22 protein-coding genes are annotated in these 21,337 nt (G+C 67.8%); 12 read left to right on the top strand and 10 right to left on the bottom strand.

Features of this window, described 5'->3' with window-relative positions; translation table 11 throughout:
* Positions 1-5 precede the first annotated feature (5 nt).
* Both QHF85_RS01795 and QHF85_RS01800 read left to right on the top strand, forming a co-directional pair.
* Entirely contained in the window at positions 6-1,454 is a 1,449-nt protein-coding gene (locus tag QHF85_RS01795) for a SagB family peptide dehydrogenase (protein ID WP_281325257.1), read from the top strand.
* Positions 1,451-3,178 (top strand): S53 family peptidase, encoded by a 1,728-nt coding sequence (locus QHF85_RS01800; protein WP_281325258.1) that lies wholly within the window; start codon positions 1,451-1,453, stop codon positions 3,176-3,178. The genes QHF85_RS01795 and QHF85_RS01800 overlap by 4 nt, the downstream gene beginning before the upstream one ends.
* Here the strand turns inward: QHF85_RS01800 and QHF85_RS01805 are convergent.
* From QHF85_RS01805 to QHF85_RS01815, 3 genes are all read right to left on the bottom strand, one after another.
* Positions 3,175-4,674 carry an NAD(P)/FAD-dependent oxidoreductase gene (locus QHF85_RS01805; RefSeq protein WP_281325259.1) on the bottom strand — a complete coding sequence of 500 codons (1,500 nt, stop codon included), beginning with the start codon at positions 4,672-4,674 and terminating at the stop codon, positions 3,175-3,177. The genes QHF85_RS01800 and QHF85_RS01805 overlap by 4 nt on opposite strands.
* A gap of 66 nt (positions 4,675-4,740) precedes the next feature.
* A complete protein-coding gene (locus QHF85_RS01810) occupies positions 4,741-6,330 on the bottom strand; it encodes an ATP-binding protein (RefSeq protein ID WP_281325260.1) in 1,590 nt (529 codons plus the stop codon).
* 208 nt (positions 6,331-6,538) lie between these two features.
* Complete coding sequence (locus QHF85_RS01815; RefSeq protein ID WP_281325261.1) at positions 6,539-7,180, bottom strand: glutathione S-transferase family protein; 642 nt, start codon at positions 7,178-7,180, stop codon at positions 6,539-6,541.
* A gap of 127 nt (positions 7,181-7,307) precedes the next feature.
* Between QHF85_RS01815 and QHF85_RS01820 the strand changes: the two genes are divergently transcribed.
* Positions 7,308-7,892 carry an alpha-ketoglutarate-dependent dioxygenase AlkB gene (locus tag QHF85_RS01820; protein ID WP_281325262.1) on the top strand — a complete coding sequence of 195 codons (585 nt, stop codon included), beginning with the start codon at positions 7,308-7,310 and terminating at the stop codon, positions 7,890-7,892.
* A gap of 4 nt (positions 7,893-7,896) precedes the next feature.
* On the opposite strand, the gene QHF85_RS01825 is transcribed toward QHF85_RS01820, so the two are convergent.
* Positions 7,897-8,571, bottom strand: coding sequence for an HAD family hydrolase (locus QHF85_RS01825; RefSeq protein WP_281325263.1), 675 nt, complete (start codon positions 8,569-8,571; stop codon positions 7,897-7,899).
* A 231-nt stretch (positions 8,572-8,802) separates the two neighbouring features.
* Positions 8,803-10,239: a serine hydrolase domain-containing protein gene (locus tag QHF85_RS01830; RefSeq protein WP_281325264.1), complete on the bottom strand. Its 1,437-nt coding sequence runs from the start codon at positions 10,237-10,239 to the stop codon at positions 8,803-8,805.
* A 44-nt stretch (positions 10,240-10,283) separates the two neighbouring features.
* On the opposite strand from QHF85_RS01830, the gene QHF85_RS01835 reads away from it, so the two are divergent.
* The 3 genes from QHF85_RS01835 to QHF85_RS01845 all read left to right on the top strand — a co-directional run bounded on the left by QHF85_RS01835 (position 10,284) and on the right by QHF85_RS01845 (position 13,048).
* Positions 10,284-11,267 (top strand): aldo/keto reductase, encoded by a 984-nt coding sequence (locus QHF85_RS01835; protein ID WP_281325265.1) that lies wholly within the window; start codon positions 10,284-10,286, stop codon positions 11,265-11,267.
* A gap of 259 nt (positions 11,268-11,526) precedes the next feature.
* Positions 11,527-12,369, top strand: a complete 843-nt coding sequence (locus QHF85_RS01840) for a methyltransferase domain-containing protein (RefSeq protein ID WP_281325266.1) — start codon at positions 11,527-11,529, stop codon at positions 12,367-12,369.
* Positions 12,370-12,472: 103 nt separating this feature from the next.
* Positions 12,473-13,048 (top strand): hypothetical protein, encoded by a 576-nt coding sequence (locus tag QHF85_RS01845; RefSeq protein WP_281325267.1) that lies wholly within the window; start codon positions 12,473-12,475, stop codon positions 13,046-13,048.
* 81 nt (positions 13,049-13,129) lie between these two features.
* On the opposite strand, the gene QHF85_RS01850 is transcribed toward QHF85_RS01845, so the two are convergent.
* From QHF85_RS01850 to QHF85_RS01860, 3 genes are all read right to left on the bottom strand, one after another.
* Positions 13,130-14,059 carry a PAS domain-containing protein gene (locus tag QHF85_RS01850; protein WP_281325268.1) on the bottom strand — a complete coding sequence of 310 codons (930 nt, stop codon included), beginning with the start codon at positions 14,057-14,059 and terminating at the stop codon, positions 13,130-13,132.
* A 276-nt stretch (positions 14,060-14,335) separates the two neighbouring features.
* Positions 14,336-14,581 (bottom strand): hypothetical protein, encoded by a 246-nt coding sequence (locus QHF85_RS01855; RefSeq protein ID WP_281325269.1) that lies wholly within the window; start codon positions 14,579-14,581, stop codon positions 14,336-14,338.
* 71 nt (positions 14,582-14,652) lie between these two features.
* Complete coding sequence (locus tag QHF85_RS01860) at positions 14,653-15,609, bottom strand: penicillin-insensitive murein endopeptidase (RefSeq protein WP_281325270.1); 957 nt, start codon at positions 15,607-15,609, stop codon at positions 14,653-14,655.
* 116 nt (positions 15,610-15,725) lie between these two features.
* On the opposite strand from QHF85_RS01860, the gene QHF85_RS01865 reads away from it, so the two are divergent.
* The gene (locus QHF85_RS01865) at positions 15,726-16,589 is read left to right on the top strand and encodes a crotonase/enoyl-CoA hydratase family protein (RefSeq protein ID WP_281325271.1); all 864 of its coding nucleotides are present in this window, start codon (positions 15,726-15,728) and stop codon (positions 16,587-16,589) included.
* Positions 16,590-16,604: 15 nt separating this feature from the next.
* Here QHF85_RS01865 and QHF85_RS01870 read toward each other — a convergent pair whose 3' ends face one another.
* Together QHF85_RS01870 and QHF85_RS01875 are read right to left on the bottom strand one after the other, a co-directional pair.
* A complete protein-coding gene (locus tag QHF85_RS01870; protein WP_281325272.1) occupies positions 16,605-17,072 on the bottom strand; it encodes an SRPBCC family protein in 468 nt (155 codons plus the stop codon).
* Between the two features lie 6 nt (positions 17,073-17,078).
* Entirely contained in the window at positions 17,079-17,426 is a 348-nt protein-coding gene (locus tag QHF85_RS01875; protein WP_281325273.1) for a metalloregulator ArsR/SmtB family transcription factor, read from the bottom strand.
* 187 nt (positions 17,427-17,613) lie between these two features.
* On the opposite strand from QHF85_RS01875, the gene QHF85_RS01880 reads away from it, so the two are divergent.
* The 5 genes from QHF85_RS01880 (at position 17,614) to QHF85_RS01900 (ending at position 21,335) form a co-directional block, all read left to right on the top strand.
* On the top strand, positions 17,614-18,051 hold the full coding sequence (locus tag QHF85_RS01880; protein ID WP_281325274.1) for a YciI family protein: 438 nt from the start codon (positions 17,614-17,616) through the stop codon (positions 18,049-18,051).
* A 62-nt stretch (positions 18,052-18,113) separates the two neighbouring features.
* Positions 18,114-18,554: a YciI family protein gene (locus tag QHF85_RS01885; RefSeq protein ID WP_281325275.1), complete on the top strand. Its 441-nt coding sequence runs from the start codon at positions 18,114-18,116 to the stop codon at positions 18,552-18,554.
* Between the two features lie 105 nt (positions 18,555-18,659).
* Positions 18,660-19,940 (top strand): RNA polymerase sigma factor, encoded by a 1,281-nt coding sequence (locus QHF85_RS01890; RefSeq protein ID WP_281325276.1) that lies wholly within the window; start codon positions 18,660-18,662, stop codon positions 19,938-19,940.
* A 15-nt stretch (positions 19,941-19,955) separates the two neighbouring features.
* Positions 19,956-20,228 (top strand): DUF2277 domain-containing protein, encoded by a 273-nt coding sequence (locus QHF85_RS01895; RefSeq protein WP_281325277.1) that lies wholly within the window; start codon positions 19,956-19,958, stop codon positions 20,226-20,228.
* Positions 20,229-20,327: 99 nt separating this feature from the next.
* Positions 20,328-21,335 carry a M23 family metallopeptidase gene (locus QHF85_RS01900; protein WP_281325278.1) on the top strand — a complete coding sequence of 336 codons (1,008 nt, stop codon included), beginning with the start codon at positions 20,328-20,330 and terminating at the stop codon, positions 21,333-21,335.
* Positions 21,336-21,337: the final 2 nt, after the last annotated feature.

Genomic DNA, 21,337 nt, shown 5'->3' on the forward strand with positions numbered 1-21,337 from the left:
TTGCCATGATGGAAACCTGGCGGAGACCGCTCGGCCTGCGCTTCCGCGAAGGGGTCACCTGGAGCCTGGACGCGAACGGCGCCGCCCAGTTGACCTCCTCCTCGTTCTCCCCGGTCTCGCTCGGGGCGTTGCCGCAGGCCTTGCTCACCGCATTCGAGCGCCTCGGCGCCGAGGGCCCCACGATCGAGGCGCTGGCCGAAGGTCTCGCCGAGCAGGACGGACCTCTCGCCGTGGCGACGTTGCTGCACCACCTCCGCCGCCTGGAGCAGCTCGTGCTGCTCGCCTATGCCGTGCGTGACGTGAAGACCACGATTGCGGTGCTGCAACCGATCTCGCCCCGGTTTTCGCTGGGCAGCGGAGCCATCGACCCCGAGCGCCGTTACGTGCTCTCCCGCTTCGCATATCAACGTCGCGTCGGTGAGGGCCTCGTGCTGGAATCGCCCCGCTGCCATGCGCTCCTGCGCATCGAAGATGCCCGGACCGCCGCCCTTTGCTTTGCGCTCGCCCGCCCGACTGCGCCCGCGGCGCTCACAGTGCCCGGTGCGAGCCTCGAAGCCATGAGCACCCTCGTCGGCCTGCTGGTCGCGGCCGGATTCGCGATCCCGGCCGAGGATGCGGGGGGCACCGAGGAAGAGCAGGTCTTCGAGCTCGCGAGCTGGTCCTTCCACGACCTGCTTTTCCACGCGCGCAGCCGCCCCGGCCGCCATTCCGGGCCTTGCGGCAAGACGTACCCCTTCCGTGATCGTGTCCCGCCGCCTCCCGCCCTGCGGCCGCCTCGCGCCTCGACGGATCCTCCCATTTTGCTGCACCGCCCGGACCTCGACGCGCTCCGCACGAGCGACCGCCCCTTCACAGCCGTGCTCGAGGGTAGGCGCAGCGTGTACGCGCAGGGGCGCGTGCCCATTTCGGTCGAGCAGCTCGGCGAGCTCCTTTATCGGTCGGCGGGGGTCCGCGCGCATATCCCTGCGACGCCCGAATGCTGCTACGACATCACCATGCGCCCCTCCCCCTCCGGCGGCGCCTGTCACGACCTCGAAATCTATCTCGCCGTCGATCGCTGCCGTGGCCTGGATTCGGGCCTCTACCATTACGATCCCGACGCGCACGCCCTCTCCCGCATCCAGGGCCGCACGCCCGAGGTCACGACCCTGCTCACGGACGCCGCGTTCGCGACGCGCCACACCGAATTGCCGCAGGTGCTCATCTGCCTCGCGAGCCGATTCCAGCGCGTGTCCTGGAGCTACGAGGGCATTTCTTATTCGGTCACCCTCAAGAACGCCGGCGTGCTTTACCAGACGTTTTACCTGGTCGCGACCGCGATGCGCCTCGCCTGCAGCGGCGTGGGTCGGGGAGATTCGGACCTCTTCTGCAAGGCCGCCGGCACCGATTATTACGCCGAGACGAGCGTGGGCGAGCTCGTGCTCGCCAGCCGTACCGAGGGAGACGAGCCATGATCTGCGATCGTGTCGACATCAAAGGCAGCGCCCGACCGCCCCTGTTTGGCGCCGTGCTCCGGGGCGACGTTTCTCCCGACGAAATCGTGACCGCCGTGCTTTGCCTGCGCACCCCGGAGGGCTCTCCTCCGCTCGTGGAGACCGCCTTTCGCGTGGTCCGGACCCGCGAGCCCTGGTCGCACGAGCGTTATGCGGCCACGTATGCAGCGAGCCCGGACGACCTCGCGCGGGTCGAGGCGTTTGCCCGCGAGCATGATCTCTCGGTCGTCGACGTCCATCGGGCCGCGCGGGCGGTGACGCTGCGCGGAACCGCGGGATCCTTTCAGGCGGCCTTCGCCGTACAATTGAAGCGCCATGCCTACCGGGGGGAAATCGACGTCACCCATGAAGCGCCCCTCTCCGTCCCCACGAAGCTCGACGGCCTGATCCTCTGGGTGTTCCTTCCCCGCGACGCGCCCCTCGTACACGACAGCCCGCCGCCGCGGCGACGCGCCGAGGCGCCTCCGGCCCCGCCCGCCCCCGCACCGGACAAACCCTGGCGATTTCACCCGCCGCCTCGCTTCGCCGAGCTCTACGATTTTCCGACCGAGCTCACGGGCGAAGGCGTATGCCTCGGCGTGCTCTCGCTCTACGGCGGCTTTTCCCCGGACGACATGCAGGTTTTTTTCGAGGGCCTCGGCATGCGGGCGCCGGAGATCCTCACCGTGGGGCCAAACCGCTGGGCGACCGGGCACGACGCCTGGGCGAATTACGAGGTCAGCATGGACGCGCAAATCGCCTTCTCCTGCGCGCCCGGCGTACGCCCGGTGGTTTATTTCTCCGGCGCGCGGGGGAACGACGACACCACGAGCCACAGCTACTTCAAGCTCTTCAACGCCGCGCTCTTCGATACCGAGAACCGGCCCTCCGTGCTCACGCTCAGCGCGGGGCTGCCCGAGGATCTGCCCGGCGTGTGGACGCGGGCCGAGGCCGAGCGGATCAACGAGCTCTTCATCATCGCCGCCATCCTGGGCATCACGATCTGTCTTCCCTCGGGCGACTCCGGATCCATTTTCCCCATGGCGCAGGGCATGTTCTCGGCGCCCTCGCTGGTCTATTTCCCCGGCTCGAGCCCCTGGGTCCTCTGCTGCGGCGGCACGACGCTGATCCTCGACGAACAGGGCGCCCGAAAGGACGAGGTCGTGTGGAATCGCCTCGCCGACACCATGCTCCTCGCTTATGGCGATGCCGGCAGTATCGCCAACCTCGGCAGCAGCAGCGGCGGCGTGAGCCGTTATTTCGAGCGCCCCGAATGGCAGGCCCGCGCCTCCGTCCCGGTCCGCACGTTCGCCACGTTCCGCGACTGGGTCTTCACCGAACCGGCGAGCACGTTCGCCGGCCGCGGCTGCCCCGACGTGGCGGCGCACGCGGATTTCTTCGACGGATACCGCATCTTCGTGGACGGCGCCTACCGCCATGGCGGAGGCACGAGCGCGTCCACGCCCCTCTTCGCGGCGCTCGTGGCCCGCCTCTGCCAGGGCGTGGGCAGACGCCTCGGATTCCTGAATCCGCTGCTCTATCGATTGCAACTGGACGATGGGGCGAACGTCTTCCGCCCCATCGTCGCCGGCAACAACGGCGGATACGCCGCCTCGCCCGACGCTCGGTGGAACGCCTGCACCGGGCTCGGCGCCCCCCGCGGACGAGCGCTGCTCGAAGCGCTCCGCAAGGCGTACGGCGTCTAGGGCGTCACACCCGCATTTGAGCGCGCCTCGGCGCCGGCGGAGCTCGTCCGGACAAACTCCATCGTGCCGTCGTCGACCTCCCCGAATCGCAAGGCCGCGATGTCCATCAGGTAATTCTGATTCACCTTCCACGGCTTCTTCGAGCCCTGCTTCGGGAATGCGTGAACCGCGCGCTGGACGTACCCCGACGTGAAGTCGAGCAAGGGCAGCTCCTCCATGTCGGAATCACTGCGGCGTGGCGTGCATTGGCGCGCGCCGATCGCGTCCATGTGGTTCAGCAGGCGACAAACGTATTCGGCGACGAGATCGGCCTTCAGCGTCCACGAGGCATTCGTGTACCCGAACGCGCATGCCAGGTTCGGCACGTCGCTGAACATCACGCCCTTGTAACTGAGGAGCTTCGACGACTCCACGCGGCGGCCGTCCACCACGACCTCCACGCCGCCGAGGAAGAGGAGCCGGAGCCCCGTCGCCATGACGACGAGATCCGCTTCGAGCTCCTGCCCCGACGTGAGCCGGAGCCCCTTCTCGGTGAACGTCTCGATGTGGTCCGTGACGACCGACGCCCGGCCCGCCTTCACCGCCTCGAAGAGATCCCCGTCCGGCACGACACAAAGGCGCTGATCCCAGGGATTGTATCGAGGTGTGAAATGCTGGTCGACGTCGTAGTCGGGCCCGAGGTGCCCGCGCACGAGATCGACGAGGCGCTTCTTCACGCTCGCCGGCCTCCGCCGCGCGAGCTGATAAAAGGCCATCCCCAAAGCCACGTTCTTCCAGCGCGTGATCTCGTAAGCGACATGCGAGGGGACGCGCTTCTGGAGCCAGCGCGCGATCACGTCCTGCGACGGCAGCGAAACCACGTACGTCGGCGAGCGCTGGAGCATCACCACGTGCGCGGCCTCCTTCGCGAGCTCCGGCACGAGCGTGACGGCCGTCGCGCCGCTGCCGATCACGACCACGCGTTTCCCGCGGTATTCGACGTCGTCCGTCCAGAACTGCGGGTGCACGATGCGGCCTCGAAAGCGCTCGGTGCCCGACAGCTCCGGGGCGTATCCCTTCTCGTAATCGTAATAGCCGCTGCACATGAGAAGGAAATTGCACGTGAAGCTGACGATCTCCTTCGACGGGCCACGCTCCACTTCCACCGTCCACGCCGCGCGCTCGCTCGACCACGTGGCCCGCACGACCCGGCAGCCGAACCGGATCTTCGATTCGATCCCGTCCTCGCGGGCCGTCTCGCGGATGTAGGCGAGGATCGACGGCCCGTCCGCGATCGCCTTCCGCTCCTTCCACGGCTTGAACGAGTAGCCGAGCGTGTACATGTCGGAATCGGACCGGATGCCCGGATACCGAAAGAGATCCCAGGTTCCGCCGATGGCCTCGCGCCCCTCGAGGATCGCGAAGGTCTTGCCGGGGCACCGGGTCGTGAGGTGGTGAGCTGCCCCGATCCCCGATAACCCTGCCCCCACGATGATCACATCGAAATGTTCGGCCATCTCTCTCACCTGCTCGTCACGACCCGCGGACCGCCCCAACGTAGCACGAGCACGCTGCCGCGGCTATCAACGCCCCTCGACGCCTCCCATCGGCAGACGGAAGCAGAATCGGCTGCCGCGGCCCTCCTCGCTCCCGAACCACATCGCCCCCCCGTGCGCCTCGATGATCGCGCGCGCGATGAAGAGCCCCACGCCCATTCCACCGTAATCGTGCGGCGTGTCCGTGTGCGCGCGGTAGAACCGCTCGAAGATGCGAGCCTGCATGGCTCGTGGAATGCCGACGCCCCGATCCTGGATGCAGACGCAGGCCTCTCGGCCGTTCGCGATCACCTCGACGTCGACCTCGCTCCCCGGGGCGGAAAATCGAAACGCATTGTCGAGCACGCTGTAGATCACGGATTCGAGGCGCTGGCGGTCCGCCGAGACGGTCGCCTCGCCCTCGATATGCAGCCGGATCACGTGGGTTCGTCCGTCGGCCGCGAAACGACGGGCGACCTCCCGCACGAGCGCGGGCAAGTCCACTTGCTCGTGCACGAGCTCGAGCGTGCCCGCCTGGAGCTGCGAGATGTCGAGCAGGTCCTGGACGATCCTGTCGATGCGGTCCGCCCCTCGATTGATGGCCTCGAGCGCGCTCCGCGACCGCGACGAGAGATCGGCCGGCGCGCGGCGGAGGAGGAGCTGCGCGTGACCCTTCATCACGGCGACCGGCGTCTCGAGCTCGTGGGCGGCGATCCGGACGAACTCCTCTTTGAGCTGATCGAGCTTCATGCACCCGGTCACGTCGCGCGCGACCCAGACGGCGCCGCGGACGTCGCCATTTCGATCGAAAATGGGCGCCGCGCTCCGCTGGATGTAGAGCGAGCTTGCCATGCCGGGCAGGCGCACCATGCCCCATTCCCCGCAGACGGTCTCGCCTCCGAGCGCGCGGACGATCGGCATTTCCTCGCGCTTGACGGGTCGCCCGTCGAGGTGGCGAAGCTGCATGGAATCGAGGACCGCCCCGGGATCCCGCGGGGCTTCGCTCGCCTGCTCGATGCCGAACAGGCGCAAGGCCGCGCGATTCGCCAGGGTGACCCAATCGACGGCATCGACGACGAGGACGGGGTCGAGCATGATGCCGGTCACCGCCTCGAGCTCGGCCGCGCGCCTCTCGGCCGTGTCCAGGTTTCGCTCGCGTTCGGTGATGTCCGCGAGTGTCGTCACGCGGACCCTGCGGCCCTGATAGACGATGCTCTTGCCTCGGAGCTCGACGGGGAATGTCGTGCCGTCCTTGCGCCGCCCGATGGCCTCGTACGTCTCCTCGCTCGCGTCGAGGACGCTCTGCCGCGCGAGCGTGGCGGACGCCGGCACGAGCCAATCGAGGCTGTGTTTGCACGTGATCTCCTCGAGCGTGTAGCCGAACATGCGCGCGAGCTCGTCATTCGCGAAGAGAACGAGCTCGTCGTCGTGGATCGCGATCGCGTCGAACGTCGTCTGCGTACAGGCGCGGAACCGCTCCTCACTTTCCCGCAATGCTTGCTCGGCTCGATGCAGGCGCTCGACGATCTCCTGACAACTCACTTCCGCTTCAGGTGGCGCCGCGCTCTCGGCCCCGTCGGAGCTCGGTCCCCGGGTGCTCCCCTTGCAGGTCACCGACATACCCGGAAGCTGGGCCACGGCGGCGCCACCTGCAACGCAAAGCGAGTCAAGGGCGAACATCGATCCAGGCTGCCACGGCACGACCGACGAGAACGGACGCAATGCCGGAGGGCAACCACGAGGCCGCTCTTCGAAGGCCGCCCCGCCCGCGCGGACGCGGCCATCGACGACGAGCCTGCGAGCCCGGCCGCGAGGCGCGGCCGAGCTGCCGAGGGGGCGCCGAAGGTCAGCCCTTCCAGTGCGGGGGAATCGTCTTCGCGTAATAGGGCAATGCCTCGACGCGCTTCATCCACGCCGTGGTGCGGGCGGGCCAGAGGTCGCCGAGGCCATGCCCGGGCAACCGGTCGTCGACGCGACGGATCGCGCGAATGTGCGGATAGGCCGCGAAATCGGCGAGCGAGAGCTCACCTGCCAGCCAATCGCCCGTGAGCCGGGCCTCCCATCGCGCGAGCTCTTCGAGGATCGCCGCCTGCGCCTCGGCGATCTTGGTCGCGTCCCGCGCCTCTTCCTTGGTGTACAAAGTTTCCTGGAACAGGCGCCGCTGCACCGGGGCGATGTACCCGTCGGCCTCGGCGGCGAGCTGGCGGGCCTTCGCGCGCGTCGCGACGTCGCGCGGCCAGAGCGGAGACTCGGGGAATCGTTCTTCGAGGTACTCCACGATCGCGTTCGATTCGGCGATCACGAGGCCGTCGTGCACGAGGACGGGCACCTTTCCGCGCGGGTTCACCGCGAGAAACTCGGGGGTGCGCGTCTCTCCGCGGTCGAACGTGAGCAGCTTCCAATCGTAGTCGAGCTTCTTGTGCTCGAGCGCGAGCCATACCTTCCAGGCGTACGGCGAGCCGGAGCCGTAGTAGAACGTGAGCGACATCAAAAACGAGCCTCCTTCAGCCGGACGCGGCCGGGCCCCGAGTAAAACCACTCACCAGCGCGCGGTCAACCGCCGGCCAGGAAACGACCTGCTTGTGCTCCGCACTGTCTGAACGTATGATCAGCCCATGATCTCGCTTCGCACCGTTGCGCTCGACGAGACGCACCACGTGCAGGTCGGCGCCCTGCCGGAGGCCCTGGTCCCGGACGCCGCCGGCTTCGAGGCGCTCTGGGCGCTGCACCCGGACTCGTTTCACGAGATCAAGATGCACGGCCGCCTCGTGCGCACGCCGCGATGGCAACAGGCGTACGGTGCGGACTACCGCTACACGGGGAGCACGAATCGCGCGCTCCCGCTCACGCCGCAGATGGACGTCTGGCTCGGCTGGGCGCGCGAGCATTTCGATCCGCGGCTGAACGGCCTGCTCTTCAACTGGTACGACGGCGCGGAGGGTCATTACATTGGAAAACACCGCGACAGCGACATCAACCGCGTCGAGGGTTCGCCGATCGTCACGTTCTCGTTCGGCGAGGAGCGGGTGTTTCGCATGCGACCGTGGCGCGAAAAAGGGTTCGTGGACGTCCCCGCCGTGCATGCGGGCGTCATCGTGATCCCGTGGGACACGAATCGAGCCTTCACCCACGAGGTCCCCGCGCCGAAGGGCGCGCGCGGGCGCCGCATTTCGGTCACGATCCGCGGGTTTTACGCGTAAAACGTCACGCCGCGCGCCGGCTCGAGCCGAGCGCGCGATCGAGATCGTCGGCGAGGGCCTGCGGGGTCGCATAGATTGCAGCCGCGCCCGCCTGTTCGAGCACGTCACGCTCGATGCCGCCGGTCAGCACGCACAAGCACGGCAGCCCGATCTGCTTCGCCGCGAGGATGTCGTACACGGTATCGCCCACGACGAACGCCTCGGCCGGCCGCCCGAGCGCCGCGAGGGCCTCCGCGAAGATGTCGGGCGCGGGCTTCGTCGTGGAGACGTCGTCTTTCGAGATGATCACGTCCACGTGCTCGGCGGCCGGGCCGAGCTTCGCGAGGAGCCGATCGAGCTCCTCGCGCCGCGCCGAGCTCGCCAGCGCGATGCGCACCCCTCGCTCGCGCAGCGCTTCGAGCAGCCGCGCCGCGCCGGGGAGCGCCCGCGCATGCTCGATCAAGCCCGTGTCCACGTATTCCTCGGCGTGAAATGCGCTCGCCTGCTCGGCGACGTCGTCCGGAACCTCGCCCAGAATCGCGGGCACGAGCCGATCTCCGCCCATTCCAATCGCGTGCAGGATCCGATTCGCCTCGATTTCTTTCCCCAGCCGCTCGAACGCCCGTCGCCAGGCGAGCACGTGCAGCAGGTTCGTATCGATCAGCGTCCCATCCACATCGAGCAATGCGGCTTTGTTCATGGCGCTCCCGTGCCCGGCAAATTCCAGTCCAGGCCGGCGACGAACCCACGCCCCTTCCATCTTGCAGCATGACCGCAAAACACGAATCCGCGCCTTGCATTTCAGCTCGGTTCGTATGCTCGCCGTTGCGACCAACCCATCGTCTTCGGGTAGGGCCCTACGGAGCACCCCGACGCATCAAACAATGCCACACGGGCGGGCACGCCGGCCGCGCGGGCCGCGCGGACCTGATCATTCCCACGCGTAATTAAAATCGAGAATCTTGCCTGCGGCATCCAGATCGAACACCCACCGCAGCGACGTGTCCTCGCCGTAGATCGCGCGATAGACGCGCTTGCCCGGCTCGCCGGCCTTGCGATCTTCGAGCAAAACCAGCTTTCGGAGGGGCGGCTGGAGGGCATTGCCCGGGGTCCCGAACGAGCGCACGCTCGGCAGGATCTGCTCCTTTGCGCTCGGCGCGAATGCGGCCGCATCGAGCGTGCCTTGCAGGAGGCCCTCCACCACCGCGCGATGTGCGGCCGTCAGGGCAGGATCCGCGTCGGGGATGCCCGGCGCGGCGACCCCGGGCAGAGGCGGCATGTGCATGCTCGCGATGTTCGGCGCGAGGAGCGGGAGGAGCCGCTGCTCGTTCGTCAAGACGATCACCGAGAGCTTCTGATCCGGGACGCGCAGCACATCGGCGAGCGCGCCGCCGCCGCTATGCCCGAAGGTCGCCTGTCCGCGCAATCGGCCGACGCCAAAGGCCACGCCGAACTCGCCCGCGCGACCGTCGTTCAGCTTGAACGCCGTGGCGGCGACCGCCTGTGTTTCCGGGGTGAGGAGCGTGCCCTCGTCCATGGCGACGGCCCAGCGGGCGAGGTCCTTCACGCAAGAAAACATGCCCCCGGCGGCATAGGCGTGGGCGGGATAGAGGAACCAGGCGCGTTTCTGCGTGCCATTCTCGAGGCGGTAGATCGTGGCCCTCCGCGGAATGACGTCGGCGACGCGCGCCAGACCTTCCTGCGTCGCGTGCTCGAAGCGCGTACAGGAAAAACCGAGCGGCTGGAAGATGCGGCGCTTCAAGAGCTCCTCGAATCGTTCGCCCGTGACGGTCTCCAGCACGTGCGTGAGCACCACGAAATCCGTGAGCGCGTATTCGCTGCGCTCGCCGGGCACGTAGGCGAGGGGCGCCTTCTTCGCGGCCTCGTACCGCGCGGCCACCGAGGCGGCGGCGTCATTCTGATCGCCGGGATCGTCCTTCAAGCCCGACGCATGCGCGGCGAGGTGCCGGACCGTGATCGCCTTCCAGGCCTCGGGCGCGTCGGGCAGATATTTCGAGATCGGATCATCGAGGCGGATCGTTCCCTCCTGCACGAGGAGCATCACGAGCGTACCCGTGAACACTTTGGTCGCGGAGGCGATCTGGAACGCGGTCTCGGGCCCGACCTTCGCCTCGGACTCGAGGTCCGCGGCGCCGTACGTGGAGATTCTCTCGACCTTGCCCTGACGAACGATGGCCACGGCCACGCCGGGCACGTGGTTTTTCTCCATCACGGCGTGGATGTAGTCGTCCACGGGACCTTCGCGCCTGCTCCCCTCGTCGTTCACGGAGCGCGGCTGGTTTTGCGTGGCGCAGCCGAAAAGCAAGAAAGCAGCCAGCGTCAAGGGGCCCCGAGGGATGGTGTGCATGCGGCGCCGACGCTACCATACCGCCCGAGAAGAAGGAGCCCCTCATGCACACGCGTAAGCTCGGTCCCCTCACGGTCTCTGCCCTCGGCCTCGGCTGCATGGGCATGAGCGATTTTTACGGCCCGCGCGACGAGGCCGAGTCGATTGCCACGATTCACCGCGCGCTCGATCTCGGCGTCACGCTGCTCGACACGGCAGACATGTACGGACCGTTCACGAATGAAGAGCTCGTCGGCCGCGCCATCGCGGACCGGCGGGGCGAGGTCGTGCTCGCGACGAAGTGCGGAATCGTGCGGGACGCAAACGATCCGAGCGTACGCGGCATCAATGGCACGCCCGCGTACATCCGGAACGCGTGCGACGCGAGCCTCCGGCGCCTCCGCGTCGACGTGATCGATCTCTATCAGCTCCACCGCGTCGATCCGAAGACGCCGATCGAGGAGAGCGTGGGCGCGATGGCGGACCTCGTGAAGGCGGGCAAGGTACGTGCGATCGGCCTCTCGGAGGCGAGCGCGTCGACGCTCCGGCGCGGGCATTCGGTCCATCCGCTGGCCTCCGTGCAGACGGAGTACTCGCTCTGGACGCGGGATCCGGAGGACGACATCCTCTCGGTCTGTCGCGAGCTCGGCATCGGCTTCCTCGCCTACAGCCCCCTCGGCCGCGGCTTCCTCACCGGGCAAATCAAGCGATTCGAGGACCTCGCGCCCGACGATTTCCGCCGCAGCTCGCCGCGCTTCCAGGGGGAAAACTTCCAGAAGAACCTCGACCTCGTGGCCAAGGTGGAGGCGATCGCCGCCGAGAAAGGCGTGAAGGCGTCGCAGCTCGCGCTCGCGTGGGTGCTCGCGCAGGGCGATTTCATCGTGCCCATTCCGGGCACGAAGCGCCGGAGCTACCTCGAAGAGAACGTCGCGGCCGATGCCATCACGCTCTCGGCGGACGACCTCGCGCGCCTCGACGCGGTCATGCCCCGCGGCGTCGCGGCCGGCGCACGTTACCCGGAGATGAGCATGCGCCTCGTGAATGCGTAAAAGTTTCGGTCACCGTTGGATTCCCGCCGCGCGCGGGGCCCTGTTTGCAGGGCTCCGCCGCGCCTGCACGTGACATGTGAGAAAGACTTGACAAGGTGGATGGCTGTTCGGTTCATTGCGCCCCCGCCATGCACGCCAACCTGACATTTCGGTCGCTCGGACTCGCACGGCTGCGAGAGCTTTGTTCCGTGGCGGCCTTCGACTTCGCGGACGCAGCGCGCGTCTCCACCCCTTCCGACACCGCCGCGAGGAATTCGACATGATCCAGGAGCACGACGTCCGGGAGTTTTACGACAGCGCCTTGCACGCGTACCAGGCGCTCATGGGAGATCGGTGGCACCACGGCGATCCGGAAGCGGAGGCGCGTGGTCTCTCCGGCCTCGAAGCTTGCCAGATCATGGAGGAGAAGCTCCTCGCGCACAGCGGGCTCGCGCGCGGCGGCTGGGCGCTCGACTTCGGCTCCGGCATCGGCGGCCCCACGCTGCACATGGCCAAGGTATCGGGCGCCTCGTTCATCGGGGTCACGAACAACGACCGCCTGAATCGACGCGCCCGAGAGCGCTCCGCCGAGCAGAGGATGACGGACCGCGCGCAGTTTCTTACGCTCGAGGACACGGGCTACAAACATCTTCCGTTCCCCGATGGGTGCTTCGATGCGGTGACGTTTTTCGAGTCCGTCTGCCATATCCCGGACAAACCGGCGTTGTTCCGCGAGCTCGCGCGGGTGCTCAAACCGGGCGGCCGCCTGGTTGGGGAGGACTGGCTGCAGAGGCCATTCGGCGAGCACGTGACCGAGGAAGCGATCATGGTGTTCATGCGGCCAGTCAACGAGCACATTCGGATACCAGGCCACGGCACGGTCGAGAGCTACCGGCGCATGATGGCAGACGCGGGGCTCGAAGTGCTCGTCGCCGAGGACCTTTTCCCCGACGGCCCGTGCTGGGGGAGCACGCCGGACGACGATCGCCCGAAATGGTTGGGCTACGAAGGACCCGAAGGGGAGTTGTTCCGCAAAGGCAAGGTGGCCCTCGACGCTGCGCGAGCGTCCGGCGTGTTCACCGTCGGCATGTTTGTGGCGCAAAAGCCGAAAAATCCGGCATGAGGGGCGCCTCGTGAATGCGTGATCGGCACGGGGGAGGCCCCTCGCACCCCCGCAGGGAACCTGCCCGCCCTGGTTTTCCTCGCCCCGTCCGCTATCCTCCGGCATGCTCTCCAAATTCGCGGCCACGAGGGCCATCCTCGCCAGTTACTTCGACGCGTTCAAAGCGTTCCCCGACGCCCCACAAGCCGTCTTCACGAAGTACGGGCTTGGACGAGTGGGGCCCAGCGGCGAGTTCGAGATCCTGCCCACCTGCCCGCTCGACAAGGTCATTGCCGCGATGAATGAGTTCTTCACCGTCATCGGTCCGCAGAGGGCCTTCGAGATGGGTGTCCAAGTCGTGAACTACGTCGCGGTTCCGCCCGGGGCCACCGACATCGTCACGGCGATGCAGTTCTTCGACGCGGGGTACCACCTCAATCACCTCGAAGACGGCGTGCCCATGTTCGATTCGCAAACGGGCACGATGCGAGAGGGCATTGGTCATTACAAGTGCGTATCCTCCTCCCGGCACCGAGCCGTCATGGTGGTGGACTCGCCGTACAACTGCGATCTGGACCGCGGAATCATCCAGACCTGGGCGCGCCGATTCGAACGCACCGCCCTCGTCACACACCTCGAACCCACCGTTTGTCGAAAAACACGCGGTCCGCGTTGCCGTTACGAGGTGAGCTGGAAGTAAAACGCGGGCGCCGGCGCACAAAAAGCGTCCGCCCCGACATCGCCCTCGCCGCCCCTCAGAATCGCGACCTGCTCGTGCTCCTCAACGCGGGCCCCGGATCGCCCACGCAATGCCGCTCTGGAGCGTGCCGAGGGTGACGATCCCCTGGAGGTCCGCGCCGAGATCCACGAGCGTCCGCGCGATCGACGGGCTCATTCCCGTGAGCACGACACGCGCGCCGAGCAGCTTCGCGGCCTGCGCCGCGTGAACGAGCGCGTGTGCGACGTGCGTGTCGACGATACGGATCCCCGTGACATCCAGAATTGCAACGGTCGCCTGGTGCCGCGTGATCCCCTCGAGCAATGCATCGAGGATCTGCGCTGCTCGACGCTCGTCGATCGTGCCGACAAGGGGCATGGCGACGACGTGGTCGGCGATGGGCAGGAGCGGCGTCGTGAGCTCGCGAATCGTCGCTTCCTGCGCGGCGATGATCGTCTCCTGCAAGGCGGCGCGCGCGTCCTCGGCGTCCTGCTCGCGCGACATGTCAATGGCCACCGTGCCCACGCCGAAGGCCTCGCCCTGCCCGTCCCGGATCGGAAACTTCACCGTCAGGTAGGTCCTTTTCCCCCCATCTGGCACGGTCAGCGTGGCGGCGAACTGCTGCCGCCCCTCCGTCATCGCGCGCCGATCCGCCGCGTCCATCGTCGGCACGTCGGCCGCCGCGAGCACGGCCGACCCCTGACGCCCGAGGAGCTCTGCCGCCGGACGGCCCGCGAACCTCCCGTATTCCTCGTTCACCAGGACAAACCGACCCTCGAGATCCTTGACGAACATCAGGGCGGGCGTGTTGTCGAGAAACGCGCGGAGCACCGCCTGCTGCGCCCGGAGATCCTCATCCATTCGCTTTGACGCGTGGGCGTCGACCGCGGCCCCCTCCACCTCGGCGAGCCTGCGGCGTAGCCGCTCGACCTCCGCCCGCAGCTCGTCACGCTCGGCCTCGATGCTGCTCGCCGTCTCGGCGCACTCCCTCATGATGATTTCCCTGAGTCTGCGACCCTAGTCGCTCTCATTGGTAGCGTAAAGGACGGCGCACATTCAGGACGCGCGAAAACGAAGGCCAAAACCCGTGAGACAACCAACTGGCCCCGCCACGTCGGGCTCGGCGGTAGGGCAGAACTGGATTGCATTCAAGAAAGGGAGGGCACGTGCGGGACCGTGGCCGGGCGCTTCGGCCCCGTCACCTGCCAGGGCGTCGATTTGCCCTGGCGGGGCGGCTCGCCTGCGGCCACGGCAACGCTCGCCGATGCTTCATCCCCGCCCGCCGCGGCCGCGCGAATGCGCCCGATCGAAAGGAACGCCGTGGCGCCACGGCTCGCCCGGCGCGTCCCCTCGATCGCTGACCACGCCCGTCGCCGGCCTGTCGCCCTCGTATCCGGTCTCCTGCACGTGTTCCTGCGCGATGCGCTCGCTCTCGACGGTCTCGATGTCCGGGCGGACGGACGGCTCGTCGGACTCGCCCTTCGGCTTGCTCGGTCCCTGATTCTCGTTTGCCATCGGATGACCCTCCCGGAGCGCATCTCGGGCCGCCCCGCGCCCACGGCAAGCGCGGAGCGAAGGAAAACCCGTCACCGCGGCGCCCTGCGCGCGCCTCGGAGCCGCGGCAGGATGTCGGCGAGCCGCTGCCCGAGCGCCACTGCGGCCAGATCCCGGAACCGGACGTGGAAATGCGTCGCGTGCCCCCAGGCGTGGCGGATGATCGTGTCTCGCTTCGTGGGGCTCGGAAAAACGTCCTCGGGCGGCCGCTCGCCCTCGGGCAGCGTCGCGACGTACGCTTGCAAGAGGCGCTGCACCGAGACGTCGATGAAGATCATCTCGACATGGCCCCCCTCGATCAACGCTCGAACGAGCGCCCAGGTGCGCGCCGCGTCGAGGTTCTGCGCTGTCGCGCGCTGGTACCAGGTCGCCTGCGATTTGTAATAATAACCGATATCGGCATCGAGGCCGGATTGATGGCTCCGGTGCGGCTTCAGCCAGCCGCCGCGCTCGCGGGCGATGTCGCCGACATAGAGCCGGGGTGAGTCCGGAAAACACCGCCGCACCTCCCGCACCGCGCGCTCGATCGAGCGAATGACGAGCTCCGTGCCCCAGCCATATCCGCCCGCGCGCAGGATGCCCTCGGAGTCCTGGAGCTCCACGCCGCCGAACAGCGAGCCCCGCGTGGGCGAACCCACGGACGCCGATCCGAGCGCCTCGGGTGTCTCCTTGGCGAGGCGAAAGAGCTCCGCCGCGGGCGGCGGCTCGGACGCGCGCACCACGATCGCGGGCTCCGGCGGGCAACGCGCGGGCGCGCTCGGCGCCTCCGCCGGGATCGCCGCCGCGGGCACGTCGCTCGGCGGCGCGGGCGCGAGCGCGGACGCGACCTCGGGCAGAGCGCCCATCCGAAGCGCGGACGTCACCGGCGCGGCGGGCGCCTGCTCGTCCGGTCGCGAAGGCGCCCCGCGCTGCACGGCAACGACCGCGATCGACGCCGCAGCGACGATCACGATCGCGGAGCCCAGGGCGCGCGGGGGCACGGACCTCACACCTTCATTCTACGCCGAAAACGCCCACGGGGAGGGCCCTTCGTGCCGCGACCGATGTTGTGAGCCCCAACGGACATGGTCTACAGTGCCGACCGGGTCGTTTTCCAGTCTCAGCCATGCCCTACCAAACCCTCCTCTACCGCACCGAAGGCCGCATCGCGCGGATCACCCTGAACCGCGCGGATCGTCGCAACGCCATTACCGACGAAATGCCCGGGGAGATCCGCGCGGCCGTCGAGCGGGCGAACGACGACGACGGCGTGCACGTGATCGTGCTCGACGGCGCGGGCGCGTCCTTTTGCGCCGGCTACGACCTCGCGCTCTTCGCGGAGGGGGAGGGGCGCACCATCGGCATCCAGGAGATGCCCTGGGATCCCATGCTCGATTATCGCCTCATGAAGCGCTTCACGGACGACTTCATGAGCCTGTGGCGGAGCTACAAACCCACGATCTGCAAGGTGCACGGGCACGCGGTCGCCGGCGGCAGCGACATCGCGCTCTGCTCGGACCTCGTCGTGATGGCCGAGGACGCCTTGATCGGGTATCCGCCGGCGCGCGTCTGGGGCTGTCCGACCACGGCGATGTGGGTGTATCGCCTCGGCGTCGAGGGCGCCAAACGCATGCTCCTCACCGGGGATCTCGTGCGCGGCGTCGAGGCGAAGGCCATGGGGCTCGTGCTCGACGCGGTGCCGGCCGAGGCGCTCGATGCGCGCGTCGAGGCGCTCGCCGAGCGCATGAGCGGCGTGCCGAGAAACCAGCTCATGATGCAGAAGCTCCTCGTCAACCAGGCCTACGAGAACATGGGCCTCGCGAACACGCAGATGATCGCCACGCTCTTCGACGGCATCACGCGGCACTCGCCCGAGGGGATGTGGTTCAAGAAGATGAGCGAGGAGAAAGGCTGGAAGGCCGCGGTCACGTGGCGCGACAGCGGACGCCCGATCCCCTCGATCAAGGATCCCGACGAGGGAAAGGGCTGACCGAGCGCGGCGCCGTCAAGCGGCGGCGTTGGCTTCGCGCTCGAGACCCTCGACGAGTTTGTCGAGCACGACCTTCGTCCCGTGCTCGCGCGTCTCCGGCGCGTCGTGTCCGTCGAGGAAAGCGCCCTGCTCGGTGAAGACGAGCCGCGTCCCTTTGCCCTCGGCTTTCAGCTCGATCGTCACCATCGACACCGAGATTCGCGTCTCGTCGCGGTGCATGTCGTACGTGTAGACGATGCGCTGGTTCGGGACGATGTCCTGAAAACGCGTCTCATTCGTGTAGATCGGGCCGCCTTTCGGGCCGCCTCGATACGATTCACGACCCCCGACGCGGAAATCGAGCTCGTACGCGCCGCCCTCGTGACAGTTGAACCACTTGCGCTTCTCTTCCGCCTTCGACCAGGCGGCGAAGACCCGCGCCGGTGAGACCTGGAAAAACCGCTCGATGACAAACGTCGTATGCGTGACGGATCGTTCAATCATGATGATTCATTCCTTCGATTCAGGTTCGTCAGGATGCTCGGCGAGGTACGCGCCGAGCCGGTCGAAGCATCGCTCCCAGCTCGCGCGTCGCTCGGCGATCCAATGCTCGGCTGCCCGCAGCGCCGTGGGCTCGAGCCGACACGTGCGCACGCGCCCGGCCTTCTCCGAGCGCACGAGCCCGCTCGTCTCCAGCACCGAGAGGTGCTGCATCACCGCCGGCAGCGACATGGAAAGAGGCTCGGCGAGCTCACTCACCGAGGCCGGTCCACGGCTCAGGCGCTCGATCATGACCCGACGGGTCGGATCCGCGAGCGCCTGGAACATACGATCGAGGGACGCGCTTTGGTTAAGCACGTGCCTAAGTATCGTCCCCGGACCGGGGTTGTCAAGAAATAGTTTGGCAAACGGTTAAGTGTTCTACCCGACGAACAAAAAAATTTTGGGGGCGTGTCGATCGGGGCATGGCTTGGTCGTCGTCACGATGAAGCCCAATCGGGGAGCCCAGCCCGACCAAGCGACGAGAGAGTAAGGAGCCACGACCATGCGATTCATGATTTGCGCCGCCCCCGATCCGAACGCCCCGAAGACCGAGCAGGCGCCGCCGAGCGACGAGCTCATCGCGGCCTACATGAAGTTCAACGAGGACCTGACGAAGGCCGGCGTGCTCATCACGGCCGAGGGCGTGAACCCGGGCCGGCAGGGCGCGCGCCTCGGGATCAAGGACGGAAAGCGGGTCGTGCTCGACGGCCCGTTCGTCGAGACGAAGGAGCTCGTCGGCGGGTTTTACCTGATCGACGTGAACAGCCGCGAAGAGGCCATCGAATGGGCCCTGCGCTGCCCCACGGGGATCGGCCACGACGACATCCTCACGATCCTGCCGATGACGGACGGGGAGGACATTCCGCCCGAGATGATGGCGATCATCGAGAAGGTGGCCCCGACGTGGCTCCGGCACCAGGCGGGCTGGAAAAAAGAGTAGGACGTGTCGATCCCATGTCCTCTCGTTCGACGTGTAGCTGAAGGCAAGAAGGAGAAACGACGATGAAGTTCATGATTCTGGTCAAGGCCACCCAGGACAGCGAGGCCGGCACGCTCCCCAGCGAGGAGCTGCTCACCGCGATGATGAAGTACAACGAGGAGCTGGTGAAGGCCGGCGTGATGCTCGCGGGCGAGGGGCTGCACCCGAGCTCGAAGGGCGCCCGCGTGCGGTTCTCGGGGCCGAACCGGACCGTGCTCGACGGGCCCTTCGCCGAGACCAAGGAGCTCGTCTCGGGCTTCTGGATCTGGCAGGTGCGGTCGAAGGAAGAGGCGATCGAGTGGGTCAAGCGGATGCCGAACCCCATGTACACGGACAGCGAAGTCGAGATCCGGCAGGTGTTCTCCCCCGAGGACTTCGCGCCGATCGATCCCACGGGCGAGATGCGCGCGAAGGAAGAGCGCCTCCGCGCCGAGTCGGAAGAGCGGCTCGCCGGGAAGAAGTGACGGGGGCAAACGGGGGTTTGGGGGCGTAGCTCGGCGTGCCGAGCGCAGCCCCCAAGCGTCGACCAACCCTTGCGCCCGCGGAGGAAGATGCTCTGATCGGGGGCCGTGACGGCCTCCGCTACGCATCGAGCGATCGACGCAGTCTTCCGGATCGAGTCGGCCAAGCTCATCGCCGGGCTCGCGCGCATCGTGCGCGACGTCGGCCTCGCCGAGGAGCTCGCGCAGGACGCGCTCGTCACCGCGCTCGAGCGGTGGCCAGAATCGGGCATCCCGGACAACCCGGGCGCCTGGCTCATGGCCACCGCGAAGCACCGCGCGATCGACCATGCGCGCCGGAGCAAGCGGATCGAGCGCAAACACGAGGAGATCGGCCACGCGATCGAGGCCGAGCAGCAGCACGCCGCGCCCGACCTCGAAGCGGCGATCGACGAGGACGTGGGCGACGACCTCCTGCGCCTCGTGTTCACGGCCTGTCATCCGGTGCTGTCGACCGAGGCGCGCGTCGCGCTCACGCTCCGCTTGCTCGGCGGATTGACGACGGAGGAGATCGCGCGCGCGTTCCTGGTCCCGGAGCCGACCGTGGCCCAGCGCATCGTCCGCGCCAAACGCACGCTCGCGGAAGCGAAGGTCCCGTTCGAAGTCCCGCGCGGCGAGGAGCTCGCGGCCCGTTTGTCGTCGGTGCTCCAGGTGATTTACCTGATCTTCAACGAGGGGTATTCGGCGACGGCGGGGGACGACTGGATGCGGCCCGCGCTCTGCGAGGACGCGCTCCGCCTCGGCCGCATCCTCGCCGAGCTGCTCCCGAAGGAGCCGGAGATCCACGGGCTCGTCGCGCTCATGGAGATCCAGGCGTCACGCGCGCGGGCGAGGGTCGGGCCGTCGGGAGAGCCGATCCTGCTGCTCGATCAGAACCGCGCGCGCTGGGACCACCTGCTGATTCGCCGCGGCCTCACGGCGCTCGCGCGCGCCGAGGCGCTCGGGGGCGCCGTGGGCCCGTACGCGCTCCAGGCCGCGATCGCCGCTTGCCACGCGCGCGCGCGGACCGCGGAGGAGACGGACTGGAAGCGCATCGCGGCGCTGTACACGGCGCTCGTCGAGGTCACGGCCTCGCCCGTGGTCGAGCTGAACCGCGCGGTCGCGTTTTCGATGGCGTTTGGCCCGGCCGCGGGGCTCTTGCTCGTCGACGCGCTCGTCTCGGAGCCCTCGCTCGCGAGCTACCACCTCTTGCCGAGCGTCCGCGGCGACCTCCTGGTCAAGCTCGGCCGCGACGCCGAGGCGCGCGTGGAGTTCGAGCGCGCCGCGTCCCTCACGAAAAACACCCGCGAGCGCGCGTTCCTGCTCGAACGCGCCGCCGCCTGCGCCCGCGCCTCGGCCCGCACGGATTGACCCAAGGAGTGCCCCATGTGCCGGAACATCAAGACCCTGTTCAACTTCGAGCCCCCCGCCACCGAGGAGGAGATCCGCGCCGCATCGCTGCAGTTCGTGCGCAAGCTGAGCGGCTTCAACAAGCCGTCGCGCGCCAACGAGGCGGCGTTCGACAAGGCCGTGGAGGACGTCGCCGCCGTCGCGCGCGTGCTCATGCAATCGCTCACCACGACGGCGGAGCCGCGGGATCGCGACATCGAGGCGGAGAAAGCGCGCGAACGCTCACGGCAGCGGTTTCACCACGATTGAGGATTTTTCATCTCCTCGTACCATGACGCCCCGGACGACATGGCGCAGGCGTCGTGCTCTCGTCTCGTGCTGGTTGACGCGCTCTCGTACGATGCCCTCATGCGCGTCACCGCTCTCCTCGCCTGCACCCTCACGCTCACGGCATGCGAGCGCGGTGGTCCTTCGGGATCGCCCGCAGATTCCTCGGCTGCGCCGCCTAGCTCGGCTCCGCCGGTCACCTGGACGGCCCCGTCCGTCGCCGCTCCGGCGCCCACACCGAGCGCGAGCGCGGCCCCTTCCGCGGCCCCGGCCGCGGCGAGCGCCGAACCTCCCGACGCGGGCGCCGCGGATGCCGCCCCGCTCGCGGATCCGAGCCGCCTCACGCTCGACAGGAGCGCCGTGCAGGGCGGGCTCCTCCGCGCGAAGCTCGACGGCAAACTGCGCAAAATGAACTTCCCCGGGCACCGGGCCGTCGTCAGCGACGAGGGCGATTTCTTGATCGCGTTCGGTCGCAACGCCCCGAAGCAGGAGAAGATCACCATCACGTTCGAGGACGGTCAGGTGCTCGAACGTGTCTTCGACGTGGAACAACGCACGTTCGAGACCGACAAGATCGACAACCTGCCGAAGGACATGGTCGAGCTCGACATGCCCACGCGGGTCAAGCTCACGCAGGCCGAGCAAAAGCTCGACGCGATCCGCAAGAAGTACACGAAAAAGACCTGCTTCAAGGAGGCGTTCATCTGGCCCTCGAAGGGCAAGGTCACCTCCAGGTACGGGCAGCCGCGGCTGCTCAATGGCACGGACGGCGGGATCCACTGGGGCGTCGATATCGCGGTGCCCGTGGGCACGCCGGTGCGCGCGCCGGCCTGCGGCACGGTGGTGTTCGCCGAGAAAAACCTGCCGCTCAGCGGCGACACGCTCATCATCGACCACGGACAGGGTTTGACCTCGACCTTCATCCACCTGAACGGCTTCGCCGCCAAGGTGGGGGACGAGGTCAAACAGGGTCAGACGGTCGCGCGCGTGGGGATGACCGGCCGCACGAACGGGGCGCACCTCGATTGGCGCATGAATTTCTTCGAGGTCCGGATCGACCCGGAGCTGCTCGTCAGCGGCGACAAGTGACG

The organism is Polyangium sp. 6x1 (assembly GCF_029946515.1).
Classification (GTDB): Bacteria; Myxococcota_A; Polyangia; order Polyangiales; family Polyangiaceae; genus Polyangium.